The sequence below is a fragment of the Ideonella sp. genome (genome assembly GCF_041914305.1).
Taxonomy (GTDB): domain Bacteria; phylum Pseudomonadota; class Gammaproteobacteria; order Burkholderiales; family Burkholderiaceae_C; genus Ideonella.
Genome location: NZ_JAYSDQ010000008.1, coordinates 78,475 through 104,111, shown reverse-complemented (window position 1 = coordinate 104,111; position 25,637 = coordinate 78,475). Strand labels below are relative to the sequence as shown.

At 69.3% G+C, this 25,637-nt stretch carries 19 protein-coding genes, 1 other RNA gene and 1 pseudogene; 14 read left to right on the top strand and 7 right to left on the bottom strand.

Annotation, left to right across the window (positions count from 1 at the left end; genetic code table 11):
• The first annotated feature begins 91 nt into the window (after positions 1–91).
• Positions 92–1,711 (top strand): transglycosylase SLT domain-containing protein, encoded by a 1,620-nt coding sequence (locus tag ACE3SG_RS12510; RefSeq protein WP_374565372.1) that lies wholly within the window; start codon positions 92–94, stop codon positions 1,709–1,711.
• Positions 1,712–1,781: 70 nt separating this feature from the next.
• Here the strand turns inward: ACE3SG_RS12510 and recR are convergent, their stop codons facing one another.
• Genes recR through dnaX form a run of 3 tightly spaced genes read right to left on the bottom strand, consistent with a single transcriptional unit; the run spans position 1,782 to position 4,687 of the window.
• Positions 1,782–2,372 carry a recombination mediator RecR gene (gene recR, locus ACE3SG_RS12505; protein ID WP_374565371.1) on the bottom strand — a complete coding sequence of 197 codons (591 nt, stop codon included), beginning with the start codon at positions 2,370–2,372 and terminating at the stop codon, positions 1,782–1,784.
• A gap of 3 nt (positions 2,373–2,375) precedes the next feature.
• Positions 2,376–2,702, bottom strand: a complete 327-nt coding sequence (locus ACE3SG_RS12500; protein ID WP_329716564.1) for a YbaB/EbfC family nucleoid-associated protein — start codon at positions 2,700–2,702, stop codon at positions 2,376–2,378.
• Between the two features lie 41 nt (positions 2,703–2,743).
• Positions 2,744–4,687, bottom strand: coding sequence for a DNA polymerase III subunit gamma/tau (gene dnaX / locus ACE3SG_RS12495; protein WP_374565370.1), 1,944 nt, complete (start codon positions 4,685–4,687; stop codon positions 2,744–2,746).
• A 119-nt stretch (positions 4,688–4,806) separates the two neighbouring features.
• Between dnaX and ACE3SG_RS12490 the strand changes: the two genes are divergently transcribed.
• The gene (locus ACE3SG_RS12490; RefSeq protein ID WP_374565369.1) at positions 4,807–5,928 is read left to right on the top strand and encodes an AIR synthase-related protein; all 1,122 of its coding nucleotides are present in this window, start codon (positions 4,807–4,809) and stop codon (positions 5,926–5,928) included.
• A gap of 50 nt (positions 5,929–5,978) precedes the next feature.
• On the opposite strand, the gene ACE3SG_RS12485 is transcribed toward ACE3SG_RS12490, so the two are convergent.
• The gene (locus tag ACE3SG_RS12485) at positions 5,979–6,236 is read right to left on the bottom strand and encodes a hypothetical protein (protein ID WP_374565368.1); all 258 of its coding nucleotides are present in this window, start codon (positions 6,234–6,236) and stop codon (positions 5,979–5,981) included.
• Positions 6,233–6,679: a LysR family transcriptional regulator gene (locus tag ACE3SG_RS12480; RefSeq protein ID WP_374565367.1), complete on the bottom strand. Its 447-nt coding sequence runs from the start codon at positions 6,677–6,679 to the stop codon at positions 6,233–6,235. Before ACE3SG_RS12480 ends, ACE3SG_RS12485 begins: the two co-directional genes overlap by 4 nt.
• A 316-nt stretch (positions 6,680–6,995) precedes the next feature.
• Between ACE3SG_RS12480 and ACE3SG_RS12475 the strand changes: the two are divergent.
• The 6 genes and pseudogenes from ACE3SG_RS12475 to ACE3SG_RS12450 all read left to right on the top strand — a co-directional run.
• Positions 6,996–7,652, top strand: a pseudogene (locus tag ACE3SG_RS12475) (TerC family protein); the annotation flags it as partial.
• A gap of 114 nt (positions 7,653–7,766) precedes the next feature.
• Entirely contained in the window at positions 7,767–8,279 is a 513-nt protein-coding gene (locus ACE3SG_RS12470) for a universal stress protein (protein ID WP_374565581.1), read from the top strand.
• A 48-nt stretch (positions 8,280–8,327) separates the two neighbouring features.
• Positions 8,328–8,424, top strand: an RNA gene (gene ffs / locus ACE3SG_RS12465) — signal recognition particle sRNA small type.
• Between the two features lie 110 nt (positions 8,425–8,534).
• A complete protein-coding gene (locus ACE3SG_RS12460) occupies positions 8,535–9,107 on the top strand; it encodes a hypothetical protein (protein ID WP_374565366.1) in 573 nt (190 codons plus the stop codon).
• A gap of 428 nt (positions 9,108–9,535) precedes the next feature.
• On the top strand, positions 9,536–10,447 hold the full coding sequence (locus ACE3SG_RS12455; protein WP_374565365.1) for an ABC transporter ATP-binding protein: 912 nt from the start codon (positions 9,536–9,538) through the stop codon (positions 10,445–10,447).
• Between the two features lie 2 nt (positions 10,448–10,449).
• On the top strand, positions 10,450–14,022 hold the full coding sequence (locus tag ACE3SG_RS12450) for a M1 family aminopeptidase (RefSeq protein ID WP_374565364.1): 3,573 nt from the start codon (positions 10,450–10,452) through the stop codon (positions 14,020–14,022).
• A 63-nt stretch (positions 14,023–14,085) separates the two neighbouring features.
• Here the strand turns inward: ACE3SG_RS12450 and ACE3SG_RS12445 are convergent, their stop codons facing one another.
• Positions 14,086–15,813: a serine/threonine protein kinase gene (locus tag ACE3SG_RS12445; RefSeq protein ID WP_374565363.1), complete on the bottom strand. Its 1,728-nt coding sequence runs from the start codon at positions 15,811–15,813 to the stop codon at positions 14,086–14,088.
• Between the two features lie 177 nt (positions 15,814–15,990).
• Between ACE3SG_RS12445 and ACE3SG_RS12440 the strand changes: the two genes are divergently transcribed.
• The 6 genes from ACE3SG_RS12440 to ACE3SG_RS12415 all read left to right on the top strand — a co-directional run bounded on the left by ACE3SG_RS12440 (position 15,991) and on the right by ACE3SG_RS12415 (position 24,562).
• On the top strand, positions 15,991–17,781 hold the full coding sequence (locus ACE3SG_RS12440) for a diguanylate cyclase (RefSeq protein WP_374565362.1): 1,791 nt from the start codon (positions 15,991–15,993) through the stop codon (positions 17,779–17,781).
• 177 nt (positions 17,782–17,958) lie between these two features.
• A complete protein-coding gene (locus tag ACE3SG_RS12435) occupies positions 17,959–18,363 on the top strand; it encodes a MarR family winged helix-turn-helix transcriptional regulator (RefSeq protein WP_374565361.1) in 405 nt (134 codons plus the stop codon).
• Positions 18,364–18,398: 35 nt separating this feature from the next.
• Positions 18,399–19,592 (top strand): efflux RND transporter periplasmic adaptor subunit, encoded by a 1,194-nt coding sequence (locus tag ACE3SG_RS12430; RefSeq protein ID WP_374565359.1) that lies wholly within the window; start codon positions 18,399–18,401, stop codon positions 19,590–19,592.
• Positions 19,589–22,696, top strand: coding sequence for an efflux RND transporter permease subunit (locus ACE3SG_RS12425; protein ID WP_374565357.1), 3,108 nt, complete (start codon positions 19,589–19,591; stop codon positions 22,694–22,696). The genes ACE3SG_RS12430 and ACE3SG_RS12425 overlap by 4 nt, the downstream gene beginning before the upstream one ends.
• A 155-nt stretch (positions 22,697–22,851) precedes the next feature.
• Entirely contained in the window at positions 22,852–23,952 is a 1,101-nt protein-coding gene (locus tag ACE3SG_RS12420; protein WP_374565355.1) for a DUF3466 family protein, read from the top strand.
• A gap of 172 nt (positions 23,953–24,124) precedes the next feature.
• The gene (locus ACE3SG_RS12415; RefSeq protein WP_374565353.1) at positions 24,125–24,562 is read left to right on the top strand and encodes a PACE efflux transporter; all 438 of its coding nucleotides are present in this window, start codon (positions 24,125–24,127) and stop codon (positions 24,560–24,562) included.
• 91 nt (positions 24,563–24,653) lie between these two features.
• Here the strand turns inward: ACE3SG_RS12415 and ACE3SG_RS12410 are convergent, their stop codons facing one another.
• On the bottom strand, positions 24,654–25,613 hold the full coding sequence (locus ACE3SG_RS12410; protein WP_374565351.1) for a GGDEF domain-containing protein: 960 nt from the start codon (positions 25,611–25,613) through the stop codon (positions 24,654–24,656).
• Between the last annotated feature and the right edge of the window lie 24 nt (positions 25,614–25,637).

Below are 25,637 nucleotides of genomic sequence, written 5' to 3'. Positions count from 1 at the left end.
CGGGCCCCGGGCAACCGATCCACCGTCTCAGGCGTTGCGACCGCCCGGCCCAGGCCTTTGTCGCGATGCGCGAATGGAAGAACAACAACCAATGAAGCACTCCCCCGCTGCCCGCCGACCGGCGTTGGCCACCCTCTGGTTGGCCCTGGCCCTCAGCCCCTGGTTCACGGGCTGCGCCACCCCCACCGAACCCGCAGCGGTCGTCAATGCGCTGCCCCCAGCCGCCGGCCCCGCCACCACGGTGGCGACGAGCGATGCGGCCGCGGCCACCGGCGAACCGGCCGCAGCCCCCGCGCCAGCCGGCCCAGGCCCCGAGGCCGAGAGCTTTGTCGCCACGCCGATCGACCCGATGCAACCGGATCGCCCGGTCGACCTCTTCGACGACACCGCCCGCGTCGACCTGTGGGCACGCGTGCGCGCGGGCTTCGCGATGCCCGACATCGACAACGACCTGGTGCGCGGCCGTGAGCGCTGGTACGCCGACCGGCCCGACTACGTGCAGCGCATGACCGAGCGCGGCAGCCGGTACCTCTTCCACGTGGTCGAAGAGCTGGACAAGCGCGGCATGCCCACCGAGCTGGCGCTGCTGCCGTTCATCGAGAGCGCGTTCAACCCGCAGGCCATGTCGGTGGCCAGCGCCTCGGGCATGTGGCAGTTCATCCCGTCCACCGGCAAGGATTTCGACCTCAAGCAGAACATCTTCCGCGACGATCGGCGCGACGTGCTGGCCTCGACCCGCGCCGCACTCGACTACCTCGGCCGGCTGTACGAGATGTTCGGCGACTGGCACCTGGCGCTGGCCGCCTACAACTGGGGCCAAGGCAACGTGCAGCGCGCGATCGCCCGCAACCAGAAGGCCGGCCTGCCGACCGACTACCTGAGCCTGCGCATGCCGGACGAAACCCGGCTCTACATCCCCAAGCTGCAGGCGGTGAAGAACATCGTTCTGCACCCGGACGCATTCGGGCTCGAACTGCCCGAGCTCAAGAACCACCCGTACTTCCTGAGCGTGCCGATCGAGCGCGACATCGACGTGAGCCTGGCGGCCAAGCTGGCCGACGTGTCGATGGAAGAGTTCCGCTACCTCAACCCGCAGATGAACAAGCCGGTGATCCTGGCCGCCGGCACCGAACAGATCCTGCTGCCCTACGACAACGCCAACCATTTCGTCACGGCCATCGCGCACCACCAGGGCCCGCTGGCCACGTGGACCGCCTGGGTCGCGCCGAAGACGCTGCGCCCGGCCGATGCGGCCAAGCAGGTCGGCATCAGCGAGGCCGCGCTGCGCGAGGTCAACCACATCCCGCCACGCATGCTGGTGAAGGCGGGTTCGACGCTGTTGGTGCCGCGCAGCGCGCACCGCGACACCGACGTCTCCGAGCAAGTGGCCGACAACGCGATGCTCAGCTTCGCGCCGGACGCCCCGCCGCTGCGGCGCCTGACGCTGCGCGCCGGCAAGAAGGGTGAAACGGTCGCCTCGGTGGCGCAGCGCTACCGCGTGTCGGCGTCGCAAGTCGCACAGTGGAACAAGACCAGCGCCACCGGCCACTTCAAGGCCGGCAGCAGCATCGTGGTCTATGTGTCCGGCCGGGCCGCCACGCGCGTGGCGGCGGCGCCGGCCAAGTCGTCCAGCGGCAAGGCGGCTGCGCGGCCGGTGACGCGCTCGGCGGCGGCCCCGAAGGCCAGCCAAGTGCGCATGGCGCGCAAGTAAAAGCAAGACCGCCTGCGGGGTGCCCGGCTGGCGCCCTGCCGATCATTCACCGCAGCCAGCACGTGCCGCCTCAGCGGCGATCGACCAGCGCGTGCGCGATCGTCGACAGGTCGACGTATTCGAGTTCGCTGCCGGCCGGCACACCACGGGCCAGCCGCGTGACCTTCAGGCCACGTGCCTTCAGCCCCTCGGACAACATGTGCGCGGTCGCCTCGCCCTCGGCCGTGAAGCTGGTGGCGAGGATGACCTCTTCGACCCCGCCTTCTTGCGCCCGCGCCATCAGCCCAGCCGCGCCAAGCGCGCTGGCGCCCACGCCATCGAGCGGGCTGATGCGGCCCATCAGCACGTAGTAGTAGCCGCGGTAACTGCCGGTGCGCTCGAGCGCCGCCTGGTCGGCCGGCGTTTCAACCACGCACAGCTGGCGCGGGTCGCGCTGGTCGTCGCTGCAGATCGCGCACAGGGCCTGGTCGGTAAAGGTGTGGCAGCGGCTGCAGTGGTGCACCAGACGCACCGCTTCGTCGAGCGCACGGGCGATCTGCTGCGCGCCGGCCCGGTCATGCTGCAGCAAGTGAAACGCCATGCGCTGGGCCGATTTCACGCCCACGCCAGGCAGCTTGCGCAGCGCGTCGATCAGTGCGTCGAGGTGACTGGCAGCCACCACGCGTCAGAACGGCATCTTCATGCCCGGGGGCAGCGGCATGCCGGCCGTCAGCTTGCCCATCTTTTCCTGGCTGGTCGCTTCGGCGCGGCGAACGGCGTCGTTGAAGGCCGCTGCCACCAGGTCTTCGAGCATGTCCTTGTCGTCGGCCAGCAGGCTGGGGTCGATGGTGACGCGCTTGACGTCGTTCTTGCAGGTCATCACGACCTTCACCAGGCCAGCGCCCGACTGGCCCTCGACCTCGATCAGCGCCAGCTCTTCCTGCGCCTTCTTCAGGTTGTCTTGCATGGCCTGGGCCTGCTTCATCAGGCCGGCGAGTTGACCCTTCATCATGGTATGTGTGTCCTTGGAGTGTTGATCAGAGAGAGTCGGTGTCAGGCCGGCCGGATCGAGCCGGGCACGATGCGCGCGGTCGAGAACTGCGCGAGCATGGCCTGCACCAGGGGGTCGTTGTGGATGATGGCCTCGGCTTCGCGCTGGCGCAAAGCCGCCGCTTCAGCGTCGCGGCGGGCCGGTGAATCTTCGGGCACACCGGCGCTGACGTCGATCTTGACGTTCAGCCCGGCATGCGCCACCAGAGCGGCTTGCAATTTCTCGGCCAGCGTCGGCGCGCGCAGCGTTTCGCGCTCGACCTTCAGGGCCCAGCGCTCGCCACCACCTTCGGCCGGGCCGATGGACGTGAGCTCGGCCTGCATCGCCAATTCGCGCACCAGCGCCGTGATGACGTTGGCCGAGGCGAGCGATGCCACGACCTCGGCCCAGCGGTCGCCGAGTGCGGTGCGCTGCACCTGCGGCACGGCCGGCGCAGACGCCAACGCGGGGGCGGATGCAGATGTTGGTGCGGGCGCCGATGCAGCCAGCGGCGCCGCGACCGTGGGCCTCGGCACGATCGGCGGCCTGGCTGCCACAGCCGCGGGCGGCTCGGCCACGCGAATTGGCGCCGGCGCGCCGTCGTCGAACGGCGCTTCGTCCATCCATGGCGGCGGTTCGTCCGAGGCTTTGGCCGGTGGTTGCGCGGCGGCCACCGCCGGCCGCGCCACCGGCGTGGGCGCGGCCGCAACCGGGCGCGCAACCGCCGGAGCAGGCGGCCTGGCCATCGGTGGCGGCACGGGCACCGGCGCGCGCGCACGCTCGGCCACGCGGGCCTGCAAGGCGGCCGTGGCCGGCGCCGGCGCGTTGGCGGCCGCCGACCGGTCGGCGACACGCTCGGCCCCGCCCCCGTTTGCCGGGAACGCCATGAAGCGCAGCAGCACCATCACGAGCCCGGCGTATTCGTCTGGCGCGAGGCTTAACTCGGCGCGGCCCTGCAAGGCCATGCTGTACAGCAGCTGGGTTTCATCCGGCGCCAGCAACGGCGCCAGTTGACGCCCCGCCTCGGTGTCGGGGTCGGTCGCGTCCAGCGCACCGGGCACCACCTGCTCGACCGCCATCTGCTGCAGCAGCCGCGCGATTTCTTCCAATGTGCCGGCGGCCGACAGCCCCTGGCTGCGCAGCCCTTCGGCTTCGGCCAGCAATGCCGGGCCGTCGCGCGAGGCCAGCGCCTCGATCAAGCGCTGCGCATGGCGCCGGTCGACCGAGCCGAGCATCGCCCGCACGGCCGGCTCTTCGAGCTTGCCGCCGCCATAGGCGATGGCCTGGTCGGTGAGCGACAGCGCATCGCGCATCGACCCACGGGCCGCCCGCGACAACAAGCGCAATGCGCCCGGCTCGACCGGCACGTTCTCTTTTGCCAGCACGTTTTCCAGGTGCTCGGCCACCGTCTGCGGCGCCATCGGCCGCAGGTTGAACTGCAGGCAGCGGCTCAGCACCGTCGGCAGCATCTTCTCGGGGTCGGTCGTCGCGAGCACGAATTTCAGGTACTCGGGCGGCTCTTCGAGCGTCTTCAGCAAGGCGTTGAAGGCGTCTTTCGTCAGCTGGTGCGCTTCGTCGATCATGAAGACCTTGAAGCGGCCGACGCTGGGCTTGTACGAGGCGCGCTCGATCAGGTCGCGCGCTTCGTCGATGCCGCGGTTGCTGGCGGCATCGAGCTCGGTGTAGTCGATGTAGCGGTCGGCGTCGATCTCGCGGCAGGTGGTGCACACGCCGCAGGGCTTGGCGGTGATGCCGCCGTTGCCGTCTGGCCCGACGCAGTTCAGGCACTTGGCCAGAATGCGCGACACGGTGGTCTTGCCGATCCCGCGGGTGCCGGTGAACAGGTAGGCGTGGTGCAACCGCCCTTGCTCGAGCGCATGCGTCAACGCGCGCACCACGTGGTCCTGGCCGACCATTTCCTCGAAGTTGCGCGAACGGTATTTGCGCGCCAGGACGACATAGCTCATGCGGGCCATTCTACGAGGGGCGCACCGCACCCACGGAGGCGATCGGGGGGATTCGCGCGGCCGGCCCACGGGCCCTGCGAAGCGGCCGGGCACCCCCAGCTGGCGGATAATCCGCGCCCATGAGTTCCACCCCCTCCAACCCGGGCACGCTGAGCTATGAGCAGGCGGGCGTCAACTACGACCTGATCGACCCGCTGAAGGTCGCTGCGCAGCGCGCCGCCGCAGCCACCGCCGGCCACCTGGCCGGGCACGGCTTCTCCGAGATCAAGGCTTCGCGTGGCGAATCGGCCTATGTGGTCGACGTGGGCCCGTTCTACCTGGCCAGCATCGTCGAGTGCCTGGGCTCCAAGGCCCTGGTGGCCGACGAGATGAAGGCGCTGACCGGCAACAGCTACTACGCCGGCATCGCGCAGGACACCATCGCGATGGCTGTGAACGACCTGATCACCGTCGGCGCGACGCCGCTGGTCGTGCAGGCCTACTGGGCCGCCGGCGGTAGCGACTGGTTCGGCGACGCGCAACGCGCGCAGGCCCTGGTCGAAGGCTGGAAGAAAGCCTGCGATGTTTGCCAGGTGGCATGGGGCGGCGGCGAGACGCCGGCACTGGCCGGCATCGTCGAAGGCGGCCGCATCGACTTGGCCGCGTCGTGCACCGGCATCATCAACCCGAAGACCCGCCTGAGCGTGGGCGACGCGCTGGCGCCGGGCGATGCGATCGTGCTGCTGGCCTCCAGCGGCATCCACGCCAACGGCCTGAGCCTGGCGCGCAAGCTGGTCGAGCGGCTGCCCAACGGCTACCTGACCGAAGTGGCGCCTGGCCTGACCTACGGCGACGCGCTGCTCGCGCCCACCGCGCTGTACAGCCCGGTCACCGAGGCGCTGGCCAAGGCCGGCATCTCGATGCACTACTGCGCCAACATCACCGGCCACGGCTGGCGCAAGCTGCTGCGCCACCCGAGCACGCTGACCTACCGCATCAACGCGCTGCCGGCCGTGCCGCCGGTGCTGAAGTTCATCCAGCAGCATGCGCAGCAGGACGACCGCGAGGCCTACTCGACGCTCAACATGGGCGCCGGCTTCGCACTGTTCGTCGCGGCCGAAGACGCCGAGCGCACGGTGGCGATCGCCAAGGCGCAGGGCATCGACGCGCTGGTTGCCGGCCGCGTCGAGGCCGGTGAGAAGCAGCTGCTGATCGAGCCGCTGAACATCCGCTTCGGCGACGACGACCTGCAGCTGCGCTGAAATGCACACGGGCGGCTTGCCAGCCGCCCGCTTGTGGGTGCCTTGGCCGATCAGCGGCGGAACTGCTCGCCCGGCTTCTGGTGCGTGCGGTCGTATTCGATGCCGCGGCGAACCTCGTTGATCGCCTTCTCGACCGCGCGGATCGCGTCGGCGCGGTTGCCGCCCTTGTCGGCGCTGGCTTGCTGCAGCTCGGCACGGGCCTGTTCCAGATGGGCCAGGGCCTGCTCCATGTGCGGCTGCGTGGCCAACGAAGGCAGTGAAACGGCGGCAAGCATGGCCGCGGCGGCCAGGGTGTGTGTGAACTTCATTCGTTAGGCTCCAGGGGGTGCGCATATTGCGCCGCCGGCAGCATAGCCTCGCTCGGCGCCGGGCTCGTAACGAAATTCAAACAGGTCGTGCCGGGGCGCCCCTGCGTCGGCCTGCGCCCGGGCTGCGGCCCGCGCATGCCCGCCAGCACCTGCTCGCAGCGCTCGAAGGCGGCGAAGGCATCGTGCGTGCTGGCCAGCAGCACGCGGGCCGCGTCGGTCGGCACCAGCCGCTTGCCCTGCAGCTCGAAAAGCCGCACGCCCAGGGCCTCGCTGAGCTTGCGCAAATGGCCCGACAAGGTGGGCTGCGCCATGCACAGCGCCTCGGCGGCGCGGGTGGCGCTGCCCAGCCGGACCACCGCCTCGAAGGCGGCCAGCTGCGGCAGCATGCCGTGGCGGATGTAGCGGCGGGAGGCCATCGCCGCGCGGCCTTGCGAAGAGTCCATTTGCCATTCCTCGGTCCAACGGTCGGAAGGCAAAGGTCTGGTTCGAGCCGACCTTTGGATTCGGTCGACTCTCGCTCGCCGGGGCGGCTTGCCGAAACAAGGGCCCGTATTGACGACGAGACGTCACGCCCGGCAGGCCGGGTGTGGAACTACTCCCGCTTTGCGGCACGCCGCGCCTTTCAGCGCGGCACGGCCAAGTTGTAGCACGCCAGCGCCCGGGCCGCCAGGCCCCAAGCCGCTGGCCGGCATCGATTGCGAATCGCAATGCATCGCGAATCGCGATCAACCGGGCGCCTTGCGCTTGCAGCATCGGTGCATGGACGCCACCCAGTTCTTGTCTGCGTTGCTGGCGATCGTGGTGATCGACATCGTGCTGGCCGGCGACAACGCGATCGTCATCGCGCTGGCCGCACGCGCCCTGCCCGCCCACCTGCAAAAGCGCGCGATCGTCTGGGGCGCCGTCGGCGCCATCGGCGTGCGCAGCCTGATGACCGTGCTGGTCGTCTGGCTGCTGCAGATCCCGGGCCTGATGGCGCTGGGCGGCACGCTGCTGGTCTGGATCGCCTACCGCCTGCTGGTGCCGGAAGAAAAAGACAGCGCCGAGCACGGCCCGGCGGCCACCACCTTCTGGGGCGCGATGCGCACGATCGTGATCGCCGACGCCGTGATGGGGCTGGACAACGTGCTGGGCGTGGCCGGCGCCGCGCACGGCAGCTACCTGCTGGTGGTCACCGGGCTGCTGATCAGCGTGCCGATCGTCGTCTGGGGCAGCACGCTGGTGCTGAAGGTGGTCGACAGGTTCCCGGCGATCGTCTACCTGGGCGCCGGCGTGCTGGTCTGGACGGCCGTCAAGATGATCACCGGCGAGCCGCTGGTCAAGCCGTGGCTGGCCGACAACCCGGCAGTGTTTGCCGCGGCCTGGCTGGCCATCCCGGCCGTGCTGTGGGCCGGCTTCGCCAAGAACCACCGCCAGCTCGAATCGCGCATCCATGCGCGCCTGGCCGAACTGGCCCCGCAGCGCCCGCTCGGCGCCAGCACGCCGCCCGAATCCCGCCCACCCCGCCACCACGAGCCCCCAGGAGACACCATGCTGCTCAAAGTCCTCGTGCCGATCGACAACTCGGCCAATGCGCTGCGTGCGGTGCGCCATGCGATGGCCGAATACCAGCGCGACCATGAACTGGAGCTGCACCTGCTGAACGTGCAGCCCACGCTGTCGCGCCACGTGGCGCGCTACCTGAGCCGGCACGACCGCAGCGCCTGGCACCACGCGCAGGCCGAGGCCGCGATGACCGACGCGAAGGCCCTGCTCGACCGGGCCGGCGTGCCCTACCAGACGCACTGGATGGTCGGCGACCGCGCCCACGCGATCTGCCAGACCGCCAAGCACCTGCGCGCCCACCACATCGTGATGGGCACCGCGCGCAAGAACTCGATCACCCGGATGCTCGAAGACTCGGTCACCCACCGCGTGCTCGAAGACACCCCCGTGCCGGTCGAGGTGGTGGCCGGCGAGGCCGTGTCGCGGCTGGAGCGCTGGGGCGTGCCGGTCGGCGCGCTCAGCGTGGCCACCGGCTTGATCTGGCTCGCGGTCGACTGAAGCCTTCGCGGCCCGAAGGGGCGCGGCCGGTCGCTTACAATCGCGGGTGACGGGCCTCCTCGCATGGAAGCGCAGCCAACCGGGTCAGGTGGGGAACCAAGCAGCCCTAACTGTTGTGACCAGTGCCGGGGCAAGGCTCGTCACCTTCTTCTCGCACAAAGCCGCCAGGTGCCCCGCCTGGCGGCTTTGTCGTTTCTGGGCGCATGGCATGCCGATTGCCGCGCAGGGGGCCAAGCTCCACATCCACGGCTCGCCATGACCGCCCCACCCCGCATCCGCATTCGCCGCGCCCTCATGTTGTTGGGCTGGGCACTGGCCGGGCCCTGCGGCGTGAGCCACGCCCAGGCCCCGGCCCCCACGACGCGGCCCGACACCACCCAGTCGCCTGCTTGCCGCCAGGCGCTGGAAACGGTGCAGGCGCAAGAGTCGGCCGCGTTGGCTGCAAAGAGCGTCAAGCCACCGGCATCGGCGCCAGCCGGGCCATCGCCCGAGGCCTTGCTTGCGATGCGCGAGCGGGCCGCGCGCATCTGCCTGGGCCCCGGCAGCAGCGGCCCGCCGCCATCGCAACGCACACTGCAAGCGCCGGTCACCGTGTCGCCTGTGGCGCCCACGCGGCTGCCAGTCACCGGCCAGCCCGTGGCACCAGCACCAGCGCCCACGTCGCCTGTGGTGCCCACACGCACCGACCCACTGCTGACGGTGGTCGGCTGCGATGCGACCGGCTGCTGGGCCAGCGACGGTTCGCGGCTCGAAAAGTCAGGGCCGAACCTGATCGGGCCGCGCGGCACCTGCACGCTGCAGGGCGCCGTGCTGCGCTGCCCGCAGTAGCAGCCGCAGCATTGCCTGCCGTAGTGCCTGCGTCGTCGCGCTGTTGGGGTGCATGGCCCTGGCTGCGGGTGCCCAACGGACCGATGCAGATGCCGTTGCCGCCGGCCGCTCGACCGGGCTGAGCTACTGGGAGGCGTCGGCGTTGACCTTCGCCGGCAGCGCGTGGTGAGAGATCACCGGTGTGTCGAGGCGGTGGATTGGCGTTCCGCGGCCGTGCGCTGACCGGCCGCCCTCTGCGCCCAACCCCGTCCAGCGATCGCGGCAGCGGCCCGGTGGCCGGCACCGCTCCGTTCATGCCGACCAACTGCAGCCTGTCACCGCCCGCCCGCAGTCTGTCGTTTCGCGCTGCAACCTGTGTTAGTCCACTCATACAGTCCACGCCGTTCGCGGCCCGTTGGCCGCCGGCGGGCCATGAAAGCGAGACAACCATGCTGCAGATCCGAGACCTGACCCACGTCTACCCCAACGGCACCCGCGCGCTCGACGCGGTGTCGCTGGACATCCCGGCCGGCATGTTCGGCCTGCTGGGGCCCAACGGCGCCGGCAAGTCGTCGCTGATGCGTTGCCTGGCCACCTTGCAGGTGCCGACTTCGGGGCGCATCCGATTCGGCGAGATCGACGTGTTGAAGCAGCCCGAAGCCCTGCGCGCCACGCTGGGCTACCTGCCGCAGGACTTTGGCGTCTACCCCCGCGTGTCGGCCAACGACATGCTCGAACACCTGGCGGTGCTCAAGGGCGTGGCCGGCCGCGGCGAGCGGCGCGACACCGTCGACGCGCTGCTGCGCCAGGTCAACCTGTGGGACGTGCGCAAGAAGGCGATCGCCGGCTTCTCGGGCGGCATGCGCCAGCGCTTCGGCATCGCGCAGGCGCTGATCGGCAACCCGCGGCTGATCATCGTCGATGAGCCCACCGCCGGGCTGGACCCGGAAGAGCGCAACCGGTTCAACAACCTGCTGTCCGAGATCGGCGAGAGCGTGGCGGTGATCCTGTCGACCCACATCGTCGACGACGTGACCGACCTGTGCCCGCGCATGGCCATCCTGGTGGGCGGGCGCATCGTGCAGACGGGCACGCCGGCCGACCTGATCGCCGCGATCCAGGGCCGCATCTGGCAGGCCAGCATCGACAAGCACGAGCTCGACGCGGCGCGCCAGGCCCACGACGTGATCGCCACCCGGCTGCGCGGCGGCCGCACGGTCATCCGCGTGCTGGCCGAGGCCTCGCCCGGCGTGGGCTTCTCGCCGGTCGACGCCGGTCTCGAAGACGTCTATTTCTCGACGCTGACCCGCCATCGCCATGCCGAAGCCTCGGCGGCTGCCGAGCAGAGAAAGGCCGCCTGATCATGTTTGCCCACATCGCCAGATTCGAATGGCGCTACCAGGTCAAGAGCCCCGTGTTCTGGGTCGGTTGCCTGCTGTTCTTTCTCTTCGCCTTCGGTGCCACCACGGTCGACACGATCCAAATCGGCAGCCGCGGCAACGTCAACATCAACTCGCCGTTCGCCATCGTGCAGACGATGGCCATCATGACCGTGATGGCGGTCTTCGTGGTCGTCGCCATGGTGGCCGGCCCGGTGATCCGCGATGACGAGACCGGCTTTGCGCCGATCCTGCGCAGCACCCGGCTGCGCAAAGGCGCCTACCTTGGCGGGCGCTTCAGCGGCGCGGTGGCCGCGGCCCTGCTGGTGCTGGCCTCGGTGCCGCTGGCCATCGCCATCGGCTCGTTCATGCCCTGGCTGGACGCCGAGAAGGTCGGCCCCTTCGTTCCCACGCACTACCTCTACGCCCTCTTCGTGATCGGCCTGCCCTCGCTGCTGATCATCGGCGCCGCCTTCTTCGCGCTGGCCACGGCCACGCGCTCGATGATGTGGACTTACGTCTGCGCCGTGGCGCTGCTGGTGGGCTTTTCGGTCTCGCGCATCTGGCTGCGCGAGCTGCAGCAGGACACGATCTCGGCGCTGACCGACCCGTTCGGCCTCTCGGCGCTGTCCATCACCACCAAGTACTGGACAGCCTCGGACCGCAACACGATGCTGCCGCCGCTGACAGGCCTGTTTCTCGCCAACCGCCTGCTGTGGGTCGGCGTGGCGGGCGTGCTGTTTGCGCTGGCGTGGCGCATCTTCCGTTTCGAAACGCGTGCCGGCAATGTCGCAGCCAAGCCGGCCGAGCGCGAGGCGGCATCGGCCCCCGCCGCCCGCGTCGGTGACCTGCCCGGCCCGCAGGCCCATGCCGCCACCCGCTTCGCCCAGCTGCTGGCGCTGGCGCGCTTCGACATGGCCTTCGTCTTTCGCAGCCCGGCTTTCTTCGTGCTGCTGGGCATCGGCGTCATCAACGCGGGCTTTTCGCTCTGGTTCTCGTTCGACTGGTACGGCACCGATGCCCACCCGGTGACGCGGCTGATGGTGCGGGCCCTGCAAGATGCCTTTGCCTTCATCCAGATGATCATCGCGATCTACTACGCCGGTGAACTCGTCTGGCGCGACCGCGAACGCCGCGTGCACGAGATCATCGACGCCACCGCCGCACCGGACTGGGCCCACCTGCTGCCCAAGGTGCTGGCGATCGCCCTGGTGCTCACCGCCACGTCGGTGGTGGCGGCCGGTGCCGGCATGGCCGTGCAGCTCGTCAAGGGCCACACGCAGTTCGAGTTGGCCTCTTACGCGCTGTGGTGGGTCTTGCCCACGGTGATCACCGCGCTGCAGCTGGCCGTGCTGTCGGTCTTCGTGCAGGTGCTGGTGCCGCAAAAGTTCATCGGCTGGGGCGTGATGCTGGTGTACGTGGTGGCGTCGATCGCCATGGCCTCGGCCGGCTTCGAACACAACCTGTACAACTACAGCGGCACCTCGCCGGTGCCTTTGTCGGACATGAACGGCATGGGCCGGTTCTGGGTCGGCGCGGCCTGGTTCCAGGTCTACTGGAGCGGTTTCGCCACCATGCTGGCGGTGCTGGCCTATGCGCTGTGGCGCCGTGGCACCACCACCGCACTGCGCCCTCGCCTGGCCGCCCTGCCGCGGCGCCTGCGTGGCGGCGCGCTGCTGGCCGGCGGCATGGGCCTGGCGGTGTGGGCCGGTGCCGGGGCCTTCATCTTCTACAACACCAACATCCTCAACAAATACCAGACGGCGCCGGACCACGACCAATGGCTGGCGAACGCCGAGAAAGAACTGCTGCCGTTCGAGAAGCTGCAGATGCCGCACGTGACCGCCGTGACGCTCGATGTGCAGCTTTACCCGCGCGAAGCACGCGCCGTCACCAACGGCCGCTTCAAGCTCGAGAACCGCAGCCACCAGCCGATCGACCAGGTGCACGTGGCCTGGCACGAGCTGGCCCGGATCGACCAGCTGTCGATCGACGGTGCCACGCTCGAGAAGGCGTACGAGCAATACCCCTACCGCATCTACCGCCTGCAACCGGCCATGCAGCCGGGCGAGGTGCGCCACATGACCTTCACCACCACGCTGCAGGAGAAGGGCTTCCCGAACAGCGCGCCGCTGACCCGGCTGGTGGAAAACGGCAGCTTCGTCAACAACAGCGAGATCGCGCCCAACATCGGCATGTCACGCGAAGGCCTGCTGACCGACCGAGCCAAGCGCCGCAAATACGGCCTGCCGGCGGACCTGCGCCCGCCGACGCTCGAAGACGAATCGGGCCGCTCGCGCAGCATCTTCATGGTGGCCGGCGACTGGGTCGATGCCGACATCACCGTGACGACCGACGCCGACCAGACACCGATCGCCCCGGGCTACACCGTGTCCGACACCACCACCAACGGCCGCCGCACGGCGCACTTCAAGACCGACGCGCCGATCAACCACTTCTTCTCGGTGCAGTCGGCGCGCTACGCGGTCAAGCGCGACAAGGCCGGTGATGTCGACCTCGCCGTTTACTACCACCCGGGCCACGAATACAACGTCGACCGCATGCTGGGCGCGATGAAGACCTCGCTGGCACTGTTCAACGAGAAGTTCTCGCCCTACCAGTTCCACCAGGCGCGCATCCTCGAGTTCCCGAGCTATGCCGACTTTGCGCAGAGCTTTGCCAACACCATCCCCTACTCCGAGAACCTGGGTTTCCTGACCAAGCTCGGCGACGAGAACGCCATCGACGTGGCCACCTACGTGACGGCGCACGAGATCGGCCACCAGTGGTGGGGCCACCAGCTGGTGCCGAGCAACCAGCAGGGCGCGACGATGCTGGTGGAGAGCTTTGCGCAGTACTCGGCGCTGCTGGTGATGGAGAAGACCTACGGCAAAGAGCAGATGCGCAAGTTCCTGAAGTACGAGCTCGACCGCTACCTGCGCCGCCGCGGCGGCGAGGTGGTCGAAGAGCAGCCGCTGGCGCGGGTGGAGAACCAGCCCTACATCCACTACCAGAAGGGTTCGCTGGCGCTGTACTGGCTGAAAGAAGTGGTCGGCGAAGACACCGTCAACCGCGCCATGTCCAAGATGCTGCAACAGTACGCGTTCAAGAGCGCGCCCTTCCCCAACACGACCGACTTCCTGCGCCTGCTGCGCGCCGAGGCCGGCCCCGAGCACGACCAGCTGATCACCGACCTGTTCGAGAAGATCACGCTGGTGGACGCGAAGGCCACGAACGCCAAGAGCACCCAGCGGCCCGACGGCAAGTACGAGGTCACGTTCGAGGTCGAAGCCAAGAAGCTCTACGCCGACGGCAAAGGCAAGGAGACCGAAGCGCCGCTGGACGAGCCGTTCGACATCGGCGTGTTCAGCGCCGAGCCCGGGCGGCCCGGCTACAGCGCGGCATCCGTGCTGTCGTTCGCTCGCCAGCGCATCCACACCGGCAAGCAGGCGATCACGGTGGTGGTGGACCAGCCGCCCGCGTTCGTCGGGGTCGACCCGTACAACAAGCGCATCGACCGCAACTCGGGCGACAACCTGGCCAAGGTCGGCTCGTGAGCCTCGCGCAGGGGCGGCGCGCCGCCCCTGCTGCGTGGGCATGACTGAAAGCCTCTCAGGCTCTCAGTGGCGTTGCTGGTCGCGCTGGTCGCGCAGGTCGCGCAACTTCAGGCACTCGCGGCTGTTGCCGTAGGCCGGGTCGCGGCAGAGGCGGTCGATGCACAGCGCCATCGCCAGAAAGACCTTCTTGCCGCACGCGGCGCGCGGGTCGGCGGTGCCCGGCGTGCCGGTCGCCACAGAGGTGGGCGTGTTGTCGTTGGCCTGCGGCAACCGGGTGACCGGAATCGGCCGCGGCTCGTCGGCCGCGGGGATCGACAAATCACGCACCGGTGCCGGCTTGGGCGCCGACGTGTCGCGCAGCGCAGGCTTGTCGGCCCGGGTGTTGCCCGTGCCCGGCGGGGGGCTCAACCGCACGACGGGCAGGTCGGCAGGCGCCGCGGTGTCAGAAACCGCAGCCGTCGCAGGCACCGTCGCCGTGGTCGTTGCCGGTGTCGTTGCCGCAGGCTCGTCGGCCGCGGCTGTCGATGGTGTGTCGTCGGACCGGGAGGTCCACCACCACCCCGCGGCTGCCACCGCCAGCACCACGGCGCCGCCCCATAGCATCGCCGGGCCCACCCAGTGCGGCCCGCGGGGCTTGGCACCCGAAGGCTTGGCTTCGCCCGGCGCGCGCTTGGCGCTGCGCGCTTTGGCCGCCGCGCGATCGCCCCGCCCGACCGGCACTGTCTTGGGGATCGACTTCGCCAGCGCCATCGCCGCCAGCGCGCGGCTGAGCGGCACGGTGGCGTCGAACGATGCCGGGTCCGGCGGTGGGTCGGCGCGCTCGGGATCGGCGGCCGGCGGCGAGGCCTGCCCGGCCGGCGGGCTGATCTCGCCCAGCAGCGCCGCGCGCATCTCGTCCACCGTCTGCGGCCGGTCTTGTGGCCGCACGCGCAGCGCCCAGTCGATCGCGGCCAGCACCGTGGTCGACAAGCCCGGCAGCGCCATGCCGGCCAGCGGCTGGTAGCCGTCGCTGACCGCGCGCGTGGTCGCCGCCGGCGGCGGCCGGCCGAGAACGAGGTAGTGCGCCACCGCGCCGAGCGCGAACAGGTCGGTCCACGGCCCCTGGCGCAGGCCGGCGGCCTCGCCGTATTGCTCGATCGGTGCGAAGCTGGGCTTCAGGATCGCGGTGAACATCTGCGTGCGGTCGCCGATGGCGTGCCGCGCCGCACCGAAATCGAGCAGGATCGGGTCGCCGCCGCCATCGGGCAGCAGGATGTTGTCGGGCGCGATGTCGCGGTGGTAGACCGACTCGCCGTGCAGCAGGCGCAGCCCGTCCAGCAAGGGCAGCAGCACCTTCAGCAAGAAGGCGTCGTTCGGCGGCCCGCTCATCGCCTGGCGCACCTGCTTCAGCGTCTTGCCCTGCAAAAACGGCATCGCCATGTAGGCGGTGCCGTTGGCCTCCCAGAACTGGTAGACCTTCAGCAGCGAGCGGTGGTCGAAACGGGCCAGCAGCCGGGCCTCGTTGACGAACGAGCGGCGGCCGACCTCGAAGGTGTCCTGGTGCGAGCTGGAGCGCAGCGACACCTGCGAGCCAGTGCCGCGCTGGGCCAGTTGGCCGGGCATGTATTCCTTCACCGCCACCAGGCGCTGCAAGGCGTGGTCTTGCGCCAGGTAGACGATGCCGAAGCCACCCACCCCCACCGTGCGCAGGATCTCCAACGCGCCAAAAGGCGTGCCGGCCGGCAAGGCATTGAGCTCGTCTGCCGGTGGCAGGTCTTGCGTGCGAGGGCGGTCCTCGGGCGTCTCGAGCATGTCGGAGCAAGTGGAAGGGTGGAGCGGATTATCACGTTGCCGGCAGCTACCATCTCACCCCAATTCGCATCGGAGGGAAGAATGCAAACGCTGGCGATCGCCAACGGTGGATTGTGGTGGCACCGCGACGGCCAACGGGCCGGCAGTTACGCGGTGTCCTGAGTGCCGCCGTTCCTGATGGCGACCAAGCGCCCGCCCCCCACGCCCGCGATGCGCCTGGCCCGCCGCGCGTGGAACGCGCTGCACGTCGATTCGGTGCTGGCCCGTGCGCTGGCCGAGCGCGCTGTCGACAGCGCCCAGCGCGCATCCGACACCGCGGCCGAGGGCTGGGGCCGGCTGGCGCTGGGCTTTCACCTGCTGTACTACGCCACGGCGCTCGAGGCGGCCGACGAGCTGGGCCGCGCCCAGGCCTGCTTCGACCAGGCCGGCGACCGCCCCGGCCACCTGATCGCCGGTGCCGGCATGGCGCGCTCGCTGTGGCGCCAGGGTCGCGTGCAAGAGGCGCTGGCGATGGCGCTGCCGCTGCGCGACCGCGGCGTGCACGTGCTCAAGCACGAGCAACTGGGCGTGCTGCTCAACGCGGTCGCCGGCTGCTACTCGGCCCAGGGCGATTCGGCGCAGGCCTTTGCCTACATGTTCGAGGCGCTGCGCCACGCCGGCCCGCGCAGCGGGCGCGGCTTCGACACCGTGCTGCACTGCAACCTCTCGCACGAGCTGCTGCAGATCGGCGACTACGAACACGCGCTAATGCACGTCGCCCAGGGCCTGGCCCGCGGCGGCGCGCTCAAGAACGCCCGGCTGCAAAGCGTGTTGTGGATCAACCGCGTGATCGGCCTGACCGAACTCGGCCGCGCCGCCGACGCGATGCCCGACATCCAGGCGCTGCTGGCCCTGCCGGCCGATGCCAGCGGCCGCGGCCGCATGGCGGCCCACTTCGAGACGCTGGCCATCGCCGCCATCCGCGCGGGCGACCTCGCACTCGGCGCCCAGCTGGTCGACCGGTCGTGGGCGCTGGGCGACGCGCTGCTGCCCGACGAGCGGCTCGAGCGCGCCACCGCCACCGCCTTGCTGGCCCTGGCCGAGGGCCACCCGGCCGACGCCGTGTCCTCGCTGCTGCCGGCCCAGGGCGTGGCCGCCAACGACGCGACCGGCGGCCTGAGCGTGCGCATGCGGGCCCAGTATTTCGCGGTCTTGAGCGAAGCCTACGAGGCCTGCGGCCGCGCGGCCGAGTCGCTGGCCGCGTTGCGGCAGTGCCAGCGCCTGTACCGGCTGCAAACTCAGATGGCCTCGCTGGCGCGCTACCAGGCCGCCGCGCTGCAGACCGAGCTGCTGCGCCTGCAGCACCGGCTGGACGAGAACGACGCCCACCGCCGCAGCCTCGAACGCGCCCGCGCCGAGCTGGCCGAGGCCAATGGCGCGCTGCAGCGCAAGATCGACGAGGTCGAGGCCTTGCAGCAGGCACTGGTGCAGCAGGCCACGCACGACCCGTTGACCGGCCTGTTCAACCGCCGCCACCTGAACGACGCACTGCCCACGCTGTTCGCGCTGGCCGGGCGCGAATCGCAGACGATGGCGCTGGCGATCATCGACCTCGACCACTTTAAGCTCGTCAACGACCGGCACGGCCACGCCGCGGGCGACCGGCTGCTCGCGGCCTTCGGCGAGCTGCTGGCCGCGCAATGCCGCCGCAGCGACGTGGCCTGCCGCTACGGCGGCGAAGAGTTCTGCCTGCTGATGCCGCGCACCGACGCGGCCAGCGCCCGCCGCAAGGTGCAGGCGCTGTTGCGGCGCTGGCGTGCCCAAGCCTTCGACCTCGGCGGCAGCGCGCTGCAGGGCCTGAGCTTTTCGGCCGGCGTGGCCGACACCGCGATCGCCCCCGCTTCGCCCGACGCGCTGCTCAAAGCCGCCGACGACCTGCTGCTGGCCGCCAAGCGCGAAGGCCGCAACCGCGTTGGCGTGGCGGCCTGAGGGCCACGCGCCGCCGGTGCGCGGCGCGAAGGTTTCGCTGGCGTAAATCCGCCCCTTCAGGTTACGTTGCGTCACGTCTCGGTGGTACGCTCGCTGATTGGTTAGCCCAGCTAAGCAATGCCCCGACACCGCCCCACCCCCGCCTCTACAGCCTCGGTGGGTGACAGCGCTTCTGAAGTGTTAGAAGTGATCCCGGCGGTGATGGACGCACTGCGCAACGCGATGCGCCACCACGTGGGCGACCAGCTCTCGGTGCCGCAGTTTCGCTGCCTCAACTTCATCGCCCAGCAGCCGGGCGCGTCGGTCAGCGCAGTCGCCGCTTTCCTGGGGGTGGCGCTGCCCACGGCCTCGGCCATGGTCGACCGCCTGGTGCGCGCCGGCGCCGTCGAGCCCCGCACCGCCGCCGACGACCGGCGCCGATCGCAGCTCCACCTCACCGCCGCCGGCGCCGACCAACTCGCGCAGATCCGCCTGGGCGCGCGGGCCGAGCTGGCCCAGGTGCTGGCCAGCCGCAGCGCCGACGAACTGCGCACCTTGAGCGCCGGGCTCGCCGTGCTGCGGCAAGTCTTCGCCACGCCTTGAATTCTTCTGACAACAACGACACCGACCGATCATCCATGACCAGGTTCGCCTCGATCTGCCGCGCTCTCTTTCTGATCTCTGCCGTGGCCGCCACGCTGTCTGCCTGCAACAAGGGCACTGGCGCTGACGGCGCGGCGCCGGCTGCCTCGGGCCCGGCCAACGCCGCCTCGGCGCCGCCGGTGGGCGTGACGACCGTGACGGCCGTGCAGCGCGACCTGGCCGTCGAGCTCACGGCCACCGGCACCGTGGCGCCGCTGTCCAGTGTGGACATGCGGCCGCAGCTGACCAGCGTGGTGTCGAAGGTGCACATCCGCGAGGGCCAGTTCGTCAAGGCCGGCGAGCTGCTGTTCACGCTCGACTCGCGCACCGACGAGGCCAAGGTTGCCCAGGCCCAGGCTCAGGTCGCCCGCGACCAGGCTGCGCTGGCCGATGCCCAGCGCCAGCTCACCCGCAGCCGCGAGCTGCTGGCGCAGAACTTCATCTCGCAAGGCGCGGTCGATGCGAACCAGGCCACGGTCGACGCGCAAACCGCGCTGGTCGCGTCGGACCGCGCCGCGCTCGCCGCCGCCCGCGTGGCGCTGGGCTATGCGCGCGTCACCGCGCCCAGCGCCGGGCGCGCGGGCACGATCAACGTCTACCCCGGCAGCGCGGTGCAGGCCAACACCACCACGCTGGTCACCATCACCCAGCTCGACCCGATCGCCGTGGCCTTCAGCCTGCCGCAGCGCCACCTGGCCGACGCGCTGGCCGCGTTGCCCGGCGGCGGTGCGCCGGTCAGTGCCACCCTGCCCGAAGGCGCCAGCAAGCTCGAAGGCCGGTTGAAATTCGTCGACAACCTGGTCGACCCGGCGTCAGGCACGGTCAAGGTCAAGGCGGTGTTCGACAACCCGGGCGGCAAGCTGTGGCCGGGGGCGTTCGTCAATGTCGCGATGACCGCCCGCACGCTGAAGGGCGCGGTGGTCGTGCCGCAGGCCGCGATCATCCAGAGCGCGCGCGGCGACATCGTCTACGTGGTGCAAGACGGCAAGGCCCAGGCCAGGCCGGTGCAGCTGGTGCATGCCGAGGGCGAAAACGCCGCGGTCACCGGCGTGCAGGCGGGCGACAAGATCGTGCTCGACGGCCGGCAGAACCTGCGCCCCGGCGCGGCGGTGGTCGAGCGGTCCGGCGACGGCGCCGCACGGCCCGCTGGCGCCGCCTCGTCGGCCGGCAAGAAGGCATCGGCACCATGAACCTGTCCGAACTGTTCATCCGCCGCCCGGTGATGACGGTGCTGCTCAATGCAGCCATCGTGCTGGCCGGCGTGATCGCCTACCGCAGCATCCCGATCGCGGCGCTGCCCAGCTACGACACGCCGGTCATCAACGTGGGCGCCTCGCTGCCCGGCGCCAGCCCCGAGACCATGGCCACCTCGGTGGCGCTGCCGCTCGAAAAGCAGTTCCAGACCATCCCGGGGTTGAAGACCATCAGCTCGTCGAGCACGCTGGGCAACACCTCACTCACGCTCGAGTTCGAAGAGGGCCGCGACATCGACGCGGCCTCGGTCGACGTGCAGGCTGCGCTGCTGCGGGCCCAGCGCGGCCTGCCGCAGGACATGACCTCGCCGCCGTCGTACCGCAAGGTCAACCCGGCCGATGCGCCGGTGCTGTTCATCGCCCTCACCTCGCCCTCGCTCGCGCCCACCGAGCTGCAGGACTTTGCCGAGCACCTGATCGCGCCGGCACTGTCGACCATCGACGGCGTCGCGCAGGTCAACATCTTCGGCGCCAAGCGTTTCGCGGTGCGCGTGCGCGTCAACCCCGAGGCGCTGTCGGCCCGCAACATCGGGCTCGACGAGCTCAGCGCGGCGCTGCGCGCGGCCAACGTCAACACGCCCGTCGGCACGCTCGAAGGCCCACGCCAGACGCTGACGCTGCAGGCCAACCGGCAGCTGCGCAACGCCGCCGAGTTCGCCGAGCTGATCGTCGCCACGCGCGCCGGCAACAGCGTGCGGCTGCGCGACGTGGCCACGGTCGAAGACAGCATCGAATCGCTCAAGACCTGGGCCACGTTGAACGGCGCGCCGTCGATTTCGGTCGGGGTCTACCGCCAGCCGGGCGCCAACACGGTGCAGGTGGTCGACGCGGTGCGCGCCGCGCTGCCCGAGCTGACGAAAGAGCTGCCGCAATCGGTGACCATCACCCCGGTCAACGACCGCTCGGTCTCGATCCGCGACGCGCTGCACGACGTGACGCTGACCCTGCTGGGCACGATCGCGCTGGTGGTGATGGTGATCTTCCTGTTCCTGCGCCGCTTCGTCGCCACCGCCATCCCGACGCTGTCGCTGCCGGTGTCGCTGGTCGGCGCCGTGGCGCTGCTCTGGGGCCTGAACTACAGCCTCGACAACATCTCGCTGCTGGGGCTGACGCTGGCCGTGGGCCTGGTGGTCGACGACGCGATCGTGATGCTCGAGAACATCGTGCGCCACGTCGAGCACGGCGAGCGCCCGTTCCAGGCGGCGCTGCGCGGCTCGCGCGAAGTGGGCTTCACGATCATCTCGATCTCGACCTCGCTGGTCGCGGTGTTCATCCCGATCTTCTTCATGCCGGGCGTTATCGGCCTGCTGTTCCACGAGTTCGCGGTCATTGTCGGCCTGGCCATCGTCGTCTCGGCGTTCGTGTCGCTCACGCTGGTGCCGATGCTGGCCAGCCGCTTCCTGACCGACGAAGAGCACAAGAAGCGCCCCGGAGCGCTGGTGCGGGCGTTCGAGCGTGGCTTCAACACGATGCTCGGTGCTTACAGCCGCACGCTCGACCTGGCGCTGAGCCATCGCCGGACCGTGCTGGTCGTGGCCGGGCTGACCTTCATCGCCACCGCATGGCTGTTCGTCGTGATCCCCAAGGGCTTCTTCCCCGAAGAAGACATCGGGCAGGTTTTCATCAACACCGAGGCTGCTGAAGACACCTCGTTCCCCGAGATGGTCAGGCTGCAAGAGCGTGCCGCTGCGATCGTGCGCGCCAACCCCAATGTCGCAACCGTCAGCTCGTTCAACGGCGGCGGCGGCGGCGCGCAGAACACCGGCCGCATGTTCATCAACCTGAAGCCGCGCAGCCAACGCGAGCCGATGAAGAAGATCCTGGAGGGCCTGCGCCACGACCTGCGCGAGGTCGCCGGGCTGAATGTATTCCCCACGCCGATCCAGAACCTGCGGCTGGGCGGCCGCATCAGCAAGGCGCGCTACCAGTACGTGCTGCAAAGCGTGCGCGCCGACCAGCTGAACGACTGGGCGCTCAAGCTACAAGAACAGCTGCGCGCCGACCCCGACTTCCGCGACGTGAACAGCGACGCCCAGCTGCGCGGCCTGCAAGCCGAGCTGAAGATCGACCGCGACCGCGCCAACACGCTGGGCGTGTCGATCGACGCCGTGCGCACCGCGCTGTACAACGCCTTCGGCGAGCGCCAGGTGTCGACCATCTACCTGCCGACCGACAGCTACCAGGTCATCATGGAGGTGGCGCCCGAGGCCAAGCAGGACGAGCGCGCGATGAACGGCATCTATGTGCGCTCGACCACCGGTGCTCTGGTGCCCTTGTCCAGCTTCGCCACCATCGAGCGCACCGTCGGGCCGACCTCGGTCAACCACGTGGGCCAGTTGCAGGCGGTGACCGTTTCGTTCAACCTCGCGCCCGGCGTGGCGCTGGGCGACGCCACCGCCAAGGTCGACGCGGCGCGCAACGCGATCCACATGCCGGCCACCATCGTGGCCACCTACGGCGGCGACGCGGCGGTGTTCAAGAGCTCGCAAGGCAACCAGGCGGTGCTGATCATCGCGGCGCTGCTGGTGATCTACGTGCTGCTGGGCGTGCTGTACGAAAGCTTCATCCACCCGCTGACGATCCTGGCCGGCCTGCCCTCGGCGGCGGTCGGCGCGCTCGGCACCTTGATGCTGTTCGGCCAGGACCTGACGTTGATCGCCACCATCGGCATCGTGCTCTTGATCGGCATCGTCAAGAAGAACGCGATCATGATGATCGACTTCGCGCTCGACGCGCAGCGCAGCCACGGCGCGAGCGCGGCCGAGGCCATCCGCGAAGCCTGCGTGCTGCGCTTTCGCCCGATCATGATGACCACGCTGGCCGCGCTGATGGGCGCCCTGCCAATCGCGCTGGGCATCGGCGCCGGCGCCGAGCTGCGCCAGCCGCTCGGCCTGGCCGTCGTCGGCGGCCTGGTCTTCTCGCAGGCGATCACGCTCTACATCACGCCGGTGATCTACCTCGCACTCGACCGCTTCAGCGGCCGCGGGCCAGTGACGACGCCGGAGGTGGCGGCCCCCGTCGGCAACCAGAGTGCAGGCTGACGGGGTCAGGCGGGTCGAAGCTTCACGCCAGCATTGGCTCACCAGATGAGCGACACCTGACGTCCAGTCAAGGCGGTCTTGGGATGGCGGCAACGTCTGCCTCGTCGTAGCCTTCGGCGCACGAGTCACAGCCCACAGCCACAGAAATCGCTCACATGAGTTCAATCTTCGCCCTGGTCACCCGCACTACAACGGCCACTTGCTTCCTCCTTAGTGCGTCTACTTCCTTCGCTGAGCCACCGCGCTATACCGTTTCTGTGCCACCGCTTGGTTCGGCGTACCAGTATCCGATCGATCTGAACAAGAAGGGACAGATAGTCGCAGAGGTCGCTGACCGCAATGTTCTGATCGCACATCTCTGCTCTGATCGAATCTGTACGCCCATCCCGACACTAGCCAACGACCAGATCAACAATCCGGTCTACGCAAGGGCAATGAACGACGCTGGGTGGGTCGTTGGTCTATCACCTACCAAGGAGAGCATGCACGGATTCATGTTTGATGGATCCGCAACAGTAGACCTGGGAGCATTTGCGGAAGACGACTGCGGCGGATGTTCCCTGGTCAGCTATGCCAACGGCATCAACAGCCAGGGGCAGGTCGTCGGGATGTCGGAGACGGTCGATGGAAACTTTCGGGCCTATCGCTGGACAGCAGGAGTGATGAAGAAGTTGCCTACGCTTGGTGGTGCATACAGCCAAGCATTTGCCATCAACGACCACGGACACATCGTCGGATCGGCAAGCACCAGACATGGCGAGACACACGCATTCTTGCTGCGCCATGGGGAGATGCAGGATTTGGGTGTCCTTGGAACAGGAGACTTCTCGGAGGCCTTGGCCATCAACAATCGGGGCCAGGTGGTTGGCAATTCGGCGACAGTGATTGGCGGTACGCCCGAGGCCTTCCTCTATGAGAACGGTGTCATGACTGCGGTCCCGTCGCCGCCAGGCGCTTTTTCAGTCACCGCATATGACATCAACGCCAACGGCTGGGTCGTCGGATCGACCTATGTGACCGGCTTTCCCAATTACGCTGGCTATGTATTTGATGGCGTCAGTGCATACGATCTGAACCTCTTGCTGTCGGAGTCAGATCAAGGTGATTGGTTGGTGATGTCAGCCAAATCGATCAATAAGAAGGGTCAGATCGCAGCCATTGGTCAGAGCAAAAAGGACAACACCAGAAAAGTGCTCCTTCTGACACCCACATCGCCGGTCGCCAATGCATCGAATGGCGCGCCGTACGCTGATTGAAACCCTTTAGGGGCGCCAGGACTAATACCTCAGCACCCTCCTGGACCAGGGCCGTTCCGTAAGATCCGTTCTTTCAGGAGGAACGGCCTCCCCCGCCCCGGCTGTCGTCACGGCCGGCGCCGCGGGAACCAACGTCCGGGACGGCCCGGCCTCGATCCGAAGGGGCCACCCCATGCAAGCCGTCCGCCGAAGAGTCTTCTATGCCACGCTGTACGAGGCCTTGGCCATCGTCATCACCAGCGTGGGCCTGGCGTGTTTTTCGGGCAGTGCCGCGGCCAATGCCACGTTGGCGGGCGTCGTCTCGTCGGCCATCGCACTGGCCTGGAACCTGGTCTACACCACCCTCTACGAGCGCTGGGAGGCGCGGCAGTCGCGCAAGGGGCGCTCGTTCACCCGCCGCGCGGTGCATGCGGTGGGTTTCGAACTGGGGCTGGTGGTGATGACGGTGCCGATGTTCGCGGCCGTGCTCGGCATCTCGTGGGGCGAAGCACTGGTCTACGACTTCGGGCTGATCCTGTTCTTTCTCGGCTACACCTTCGTCTTCAACCTCGTGTTCGACAAGGTGTTCGGCCTGCCGGCGTCGGCATTGCCGCACTCGGGGCCGGGCTAGCAAGAGGCGAGGGCCATGCAGACGCGGGCGCGGTCGCCAGCCGCTGATCGGCGTCAGGCCGAGGCGCTCAGTGCCAGCCTCAAGGCCAGCGTCAAGGCCGGCCGGGGCTGCGCGGCTCGTTGATGCGTCGGTTCAGCGCCGCCACCAGTGCGTCGACAGGGTCGGCGCTGGGGTCGTCGATCTCGGCCAGCACGACCAATGGCTCGCGTGCCGCGATCAATTGCCCGTCACGGGTGTGGAAGCTGAGGCTGGTCACCGCCTGGCGCAGCTGTGCGGCCAGCCGCGTCGCCACGTCGGTGCCGGTGGCCGGCAGCAGCACGGCAAACCGGTCGCCGGCAAAGCGGCACAGCACGTCGGTGGCGCGCAGGTTCAGCAGCAGCAGGTGGGTCAAGGCCTGCAGCAGCCGGCCTCTTTCGGCCGCCCCGTGTTCGCGCAGGCAGGCCGAGAGCTGGTCCGCGTCCAGCATCAGCAGCGCGCAGGGCTGGCCCGGGTGCTCGCGCTGCTCGATGCGCACCAGCTGGCGCAGGTAGCCGGCATCGGCCAGCTGGGTCACGCGGTCGAGGCCGCGGTGGTCGCGGTACAGCCGCTCGCGCTGGCGCAGGTGCTCGCCCAGCAGACGCTGCTCGGTGCGCCAGCCGACAAGGCCCAGCGTCAGCACCAGCATGCCGCCCAGCACCAGCGCGCCTTCGAGCGCGTTGTCCCACCACATCTCGAGTGGCAGGCGGTAGAACTCGTCCAGGCAATCGGCCAGGTTGCCCAGCGCGATCATGCCCAGGCCACCGGCCAGCAGCGCGGTGACACGGCCGCGCGGCCGCGAGCTGAGCACCATCAGGCACCAGACCATCGCCATCAGCGAGCTGCCCCCCTCGCCGGCGATGTCCAGCAGGCTCCATTCGGCGTACGGCTTGGGTTCACCGTAGGCCGAGTAGACCGCCATCATCGCGCTGGCCAGCAAGGCCAGCAGCAACCCGCCGGGCGGCGCCCAGCGCGCCCAGGCCGCGGCCAGGCTGGTGCCCCATTGAAGCCAGGAGGTGGTGGACAGCAAGCGCATCGAGGTCAGGTCAGTGGGGTGTGG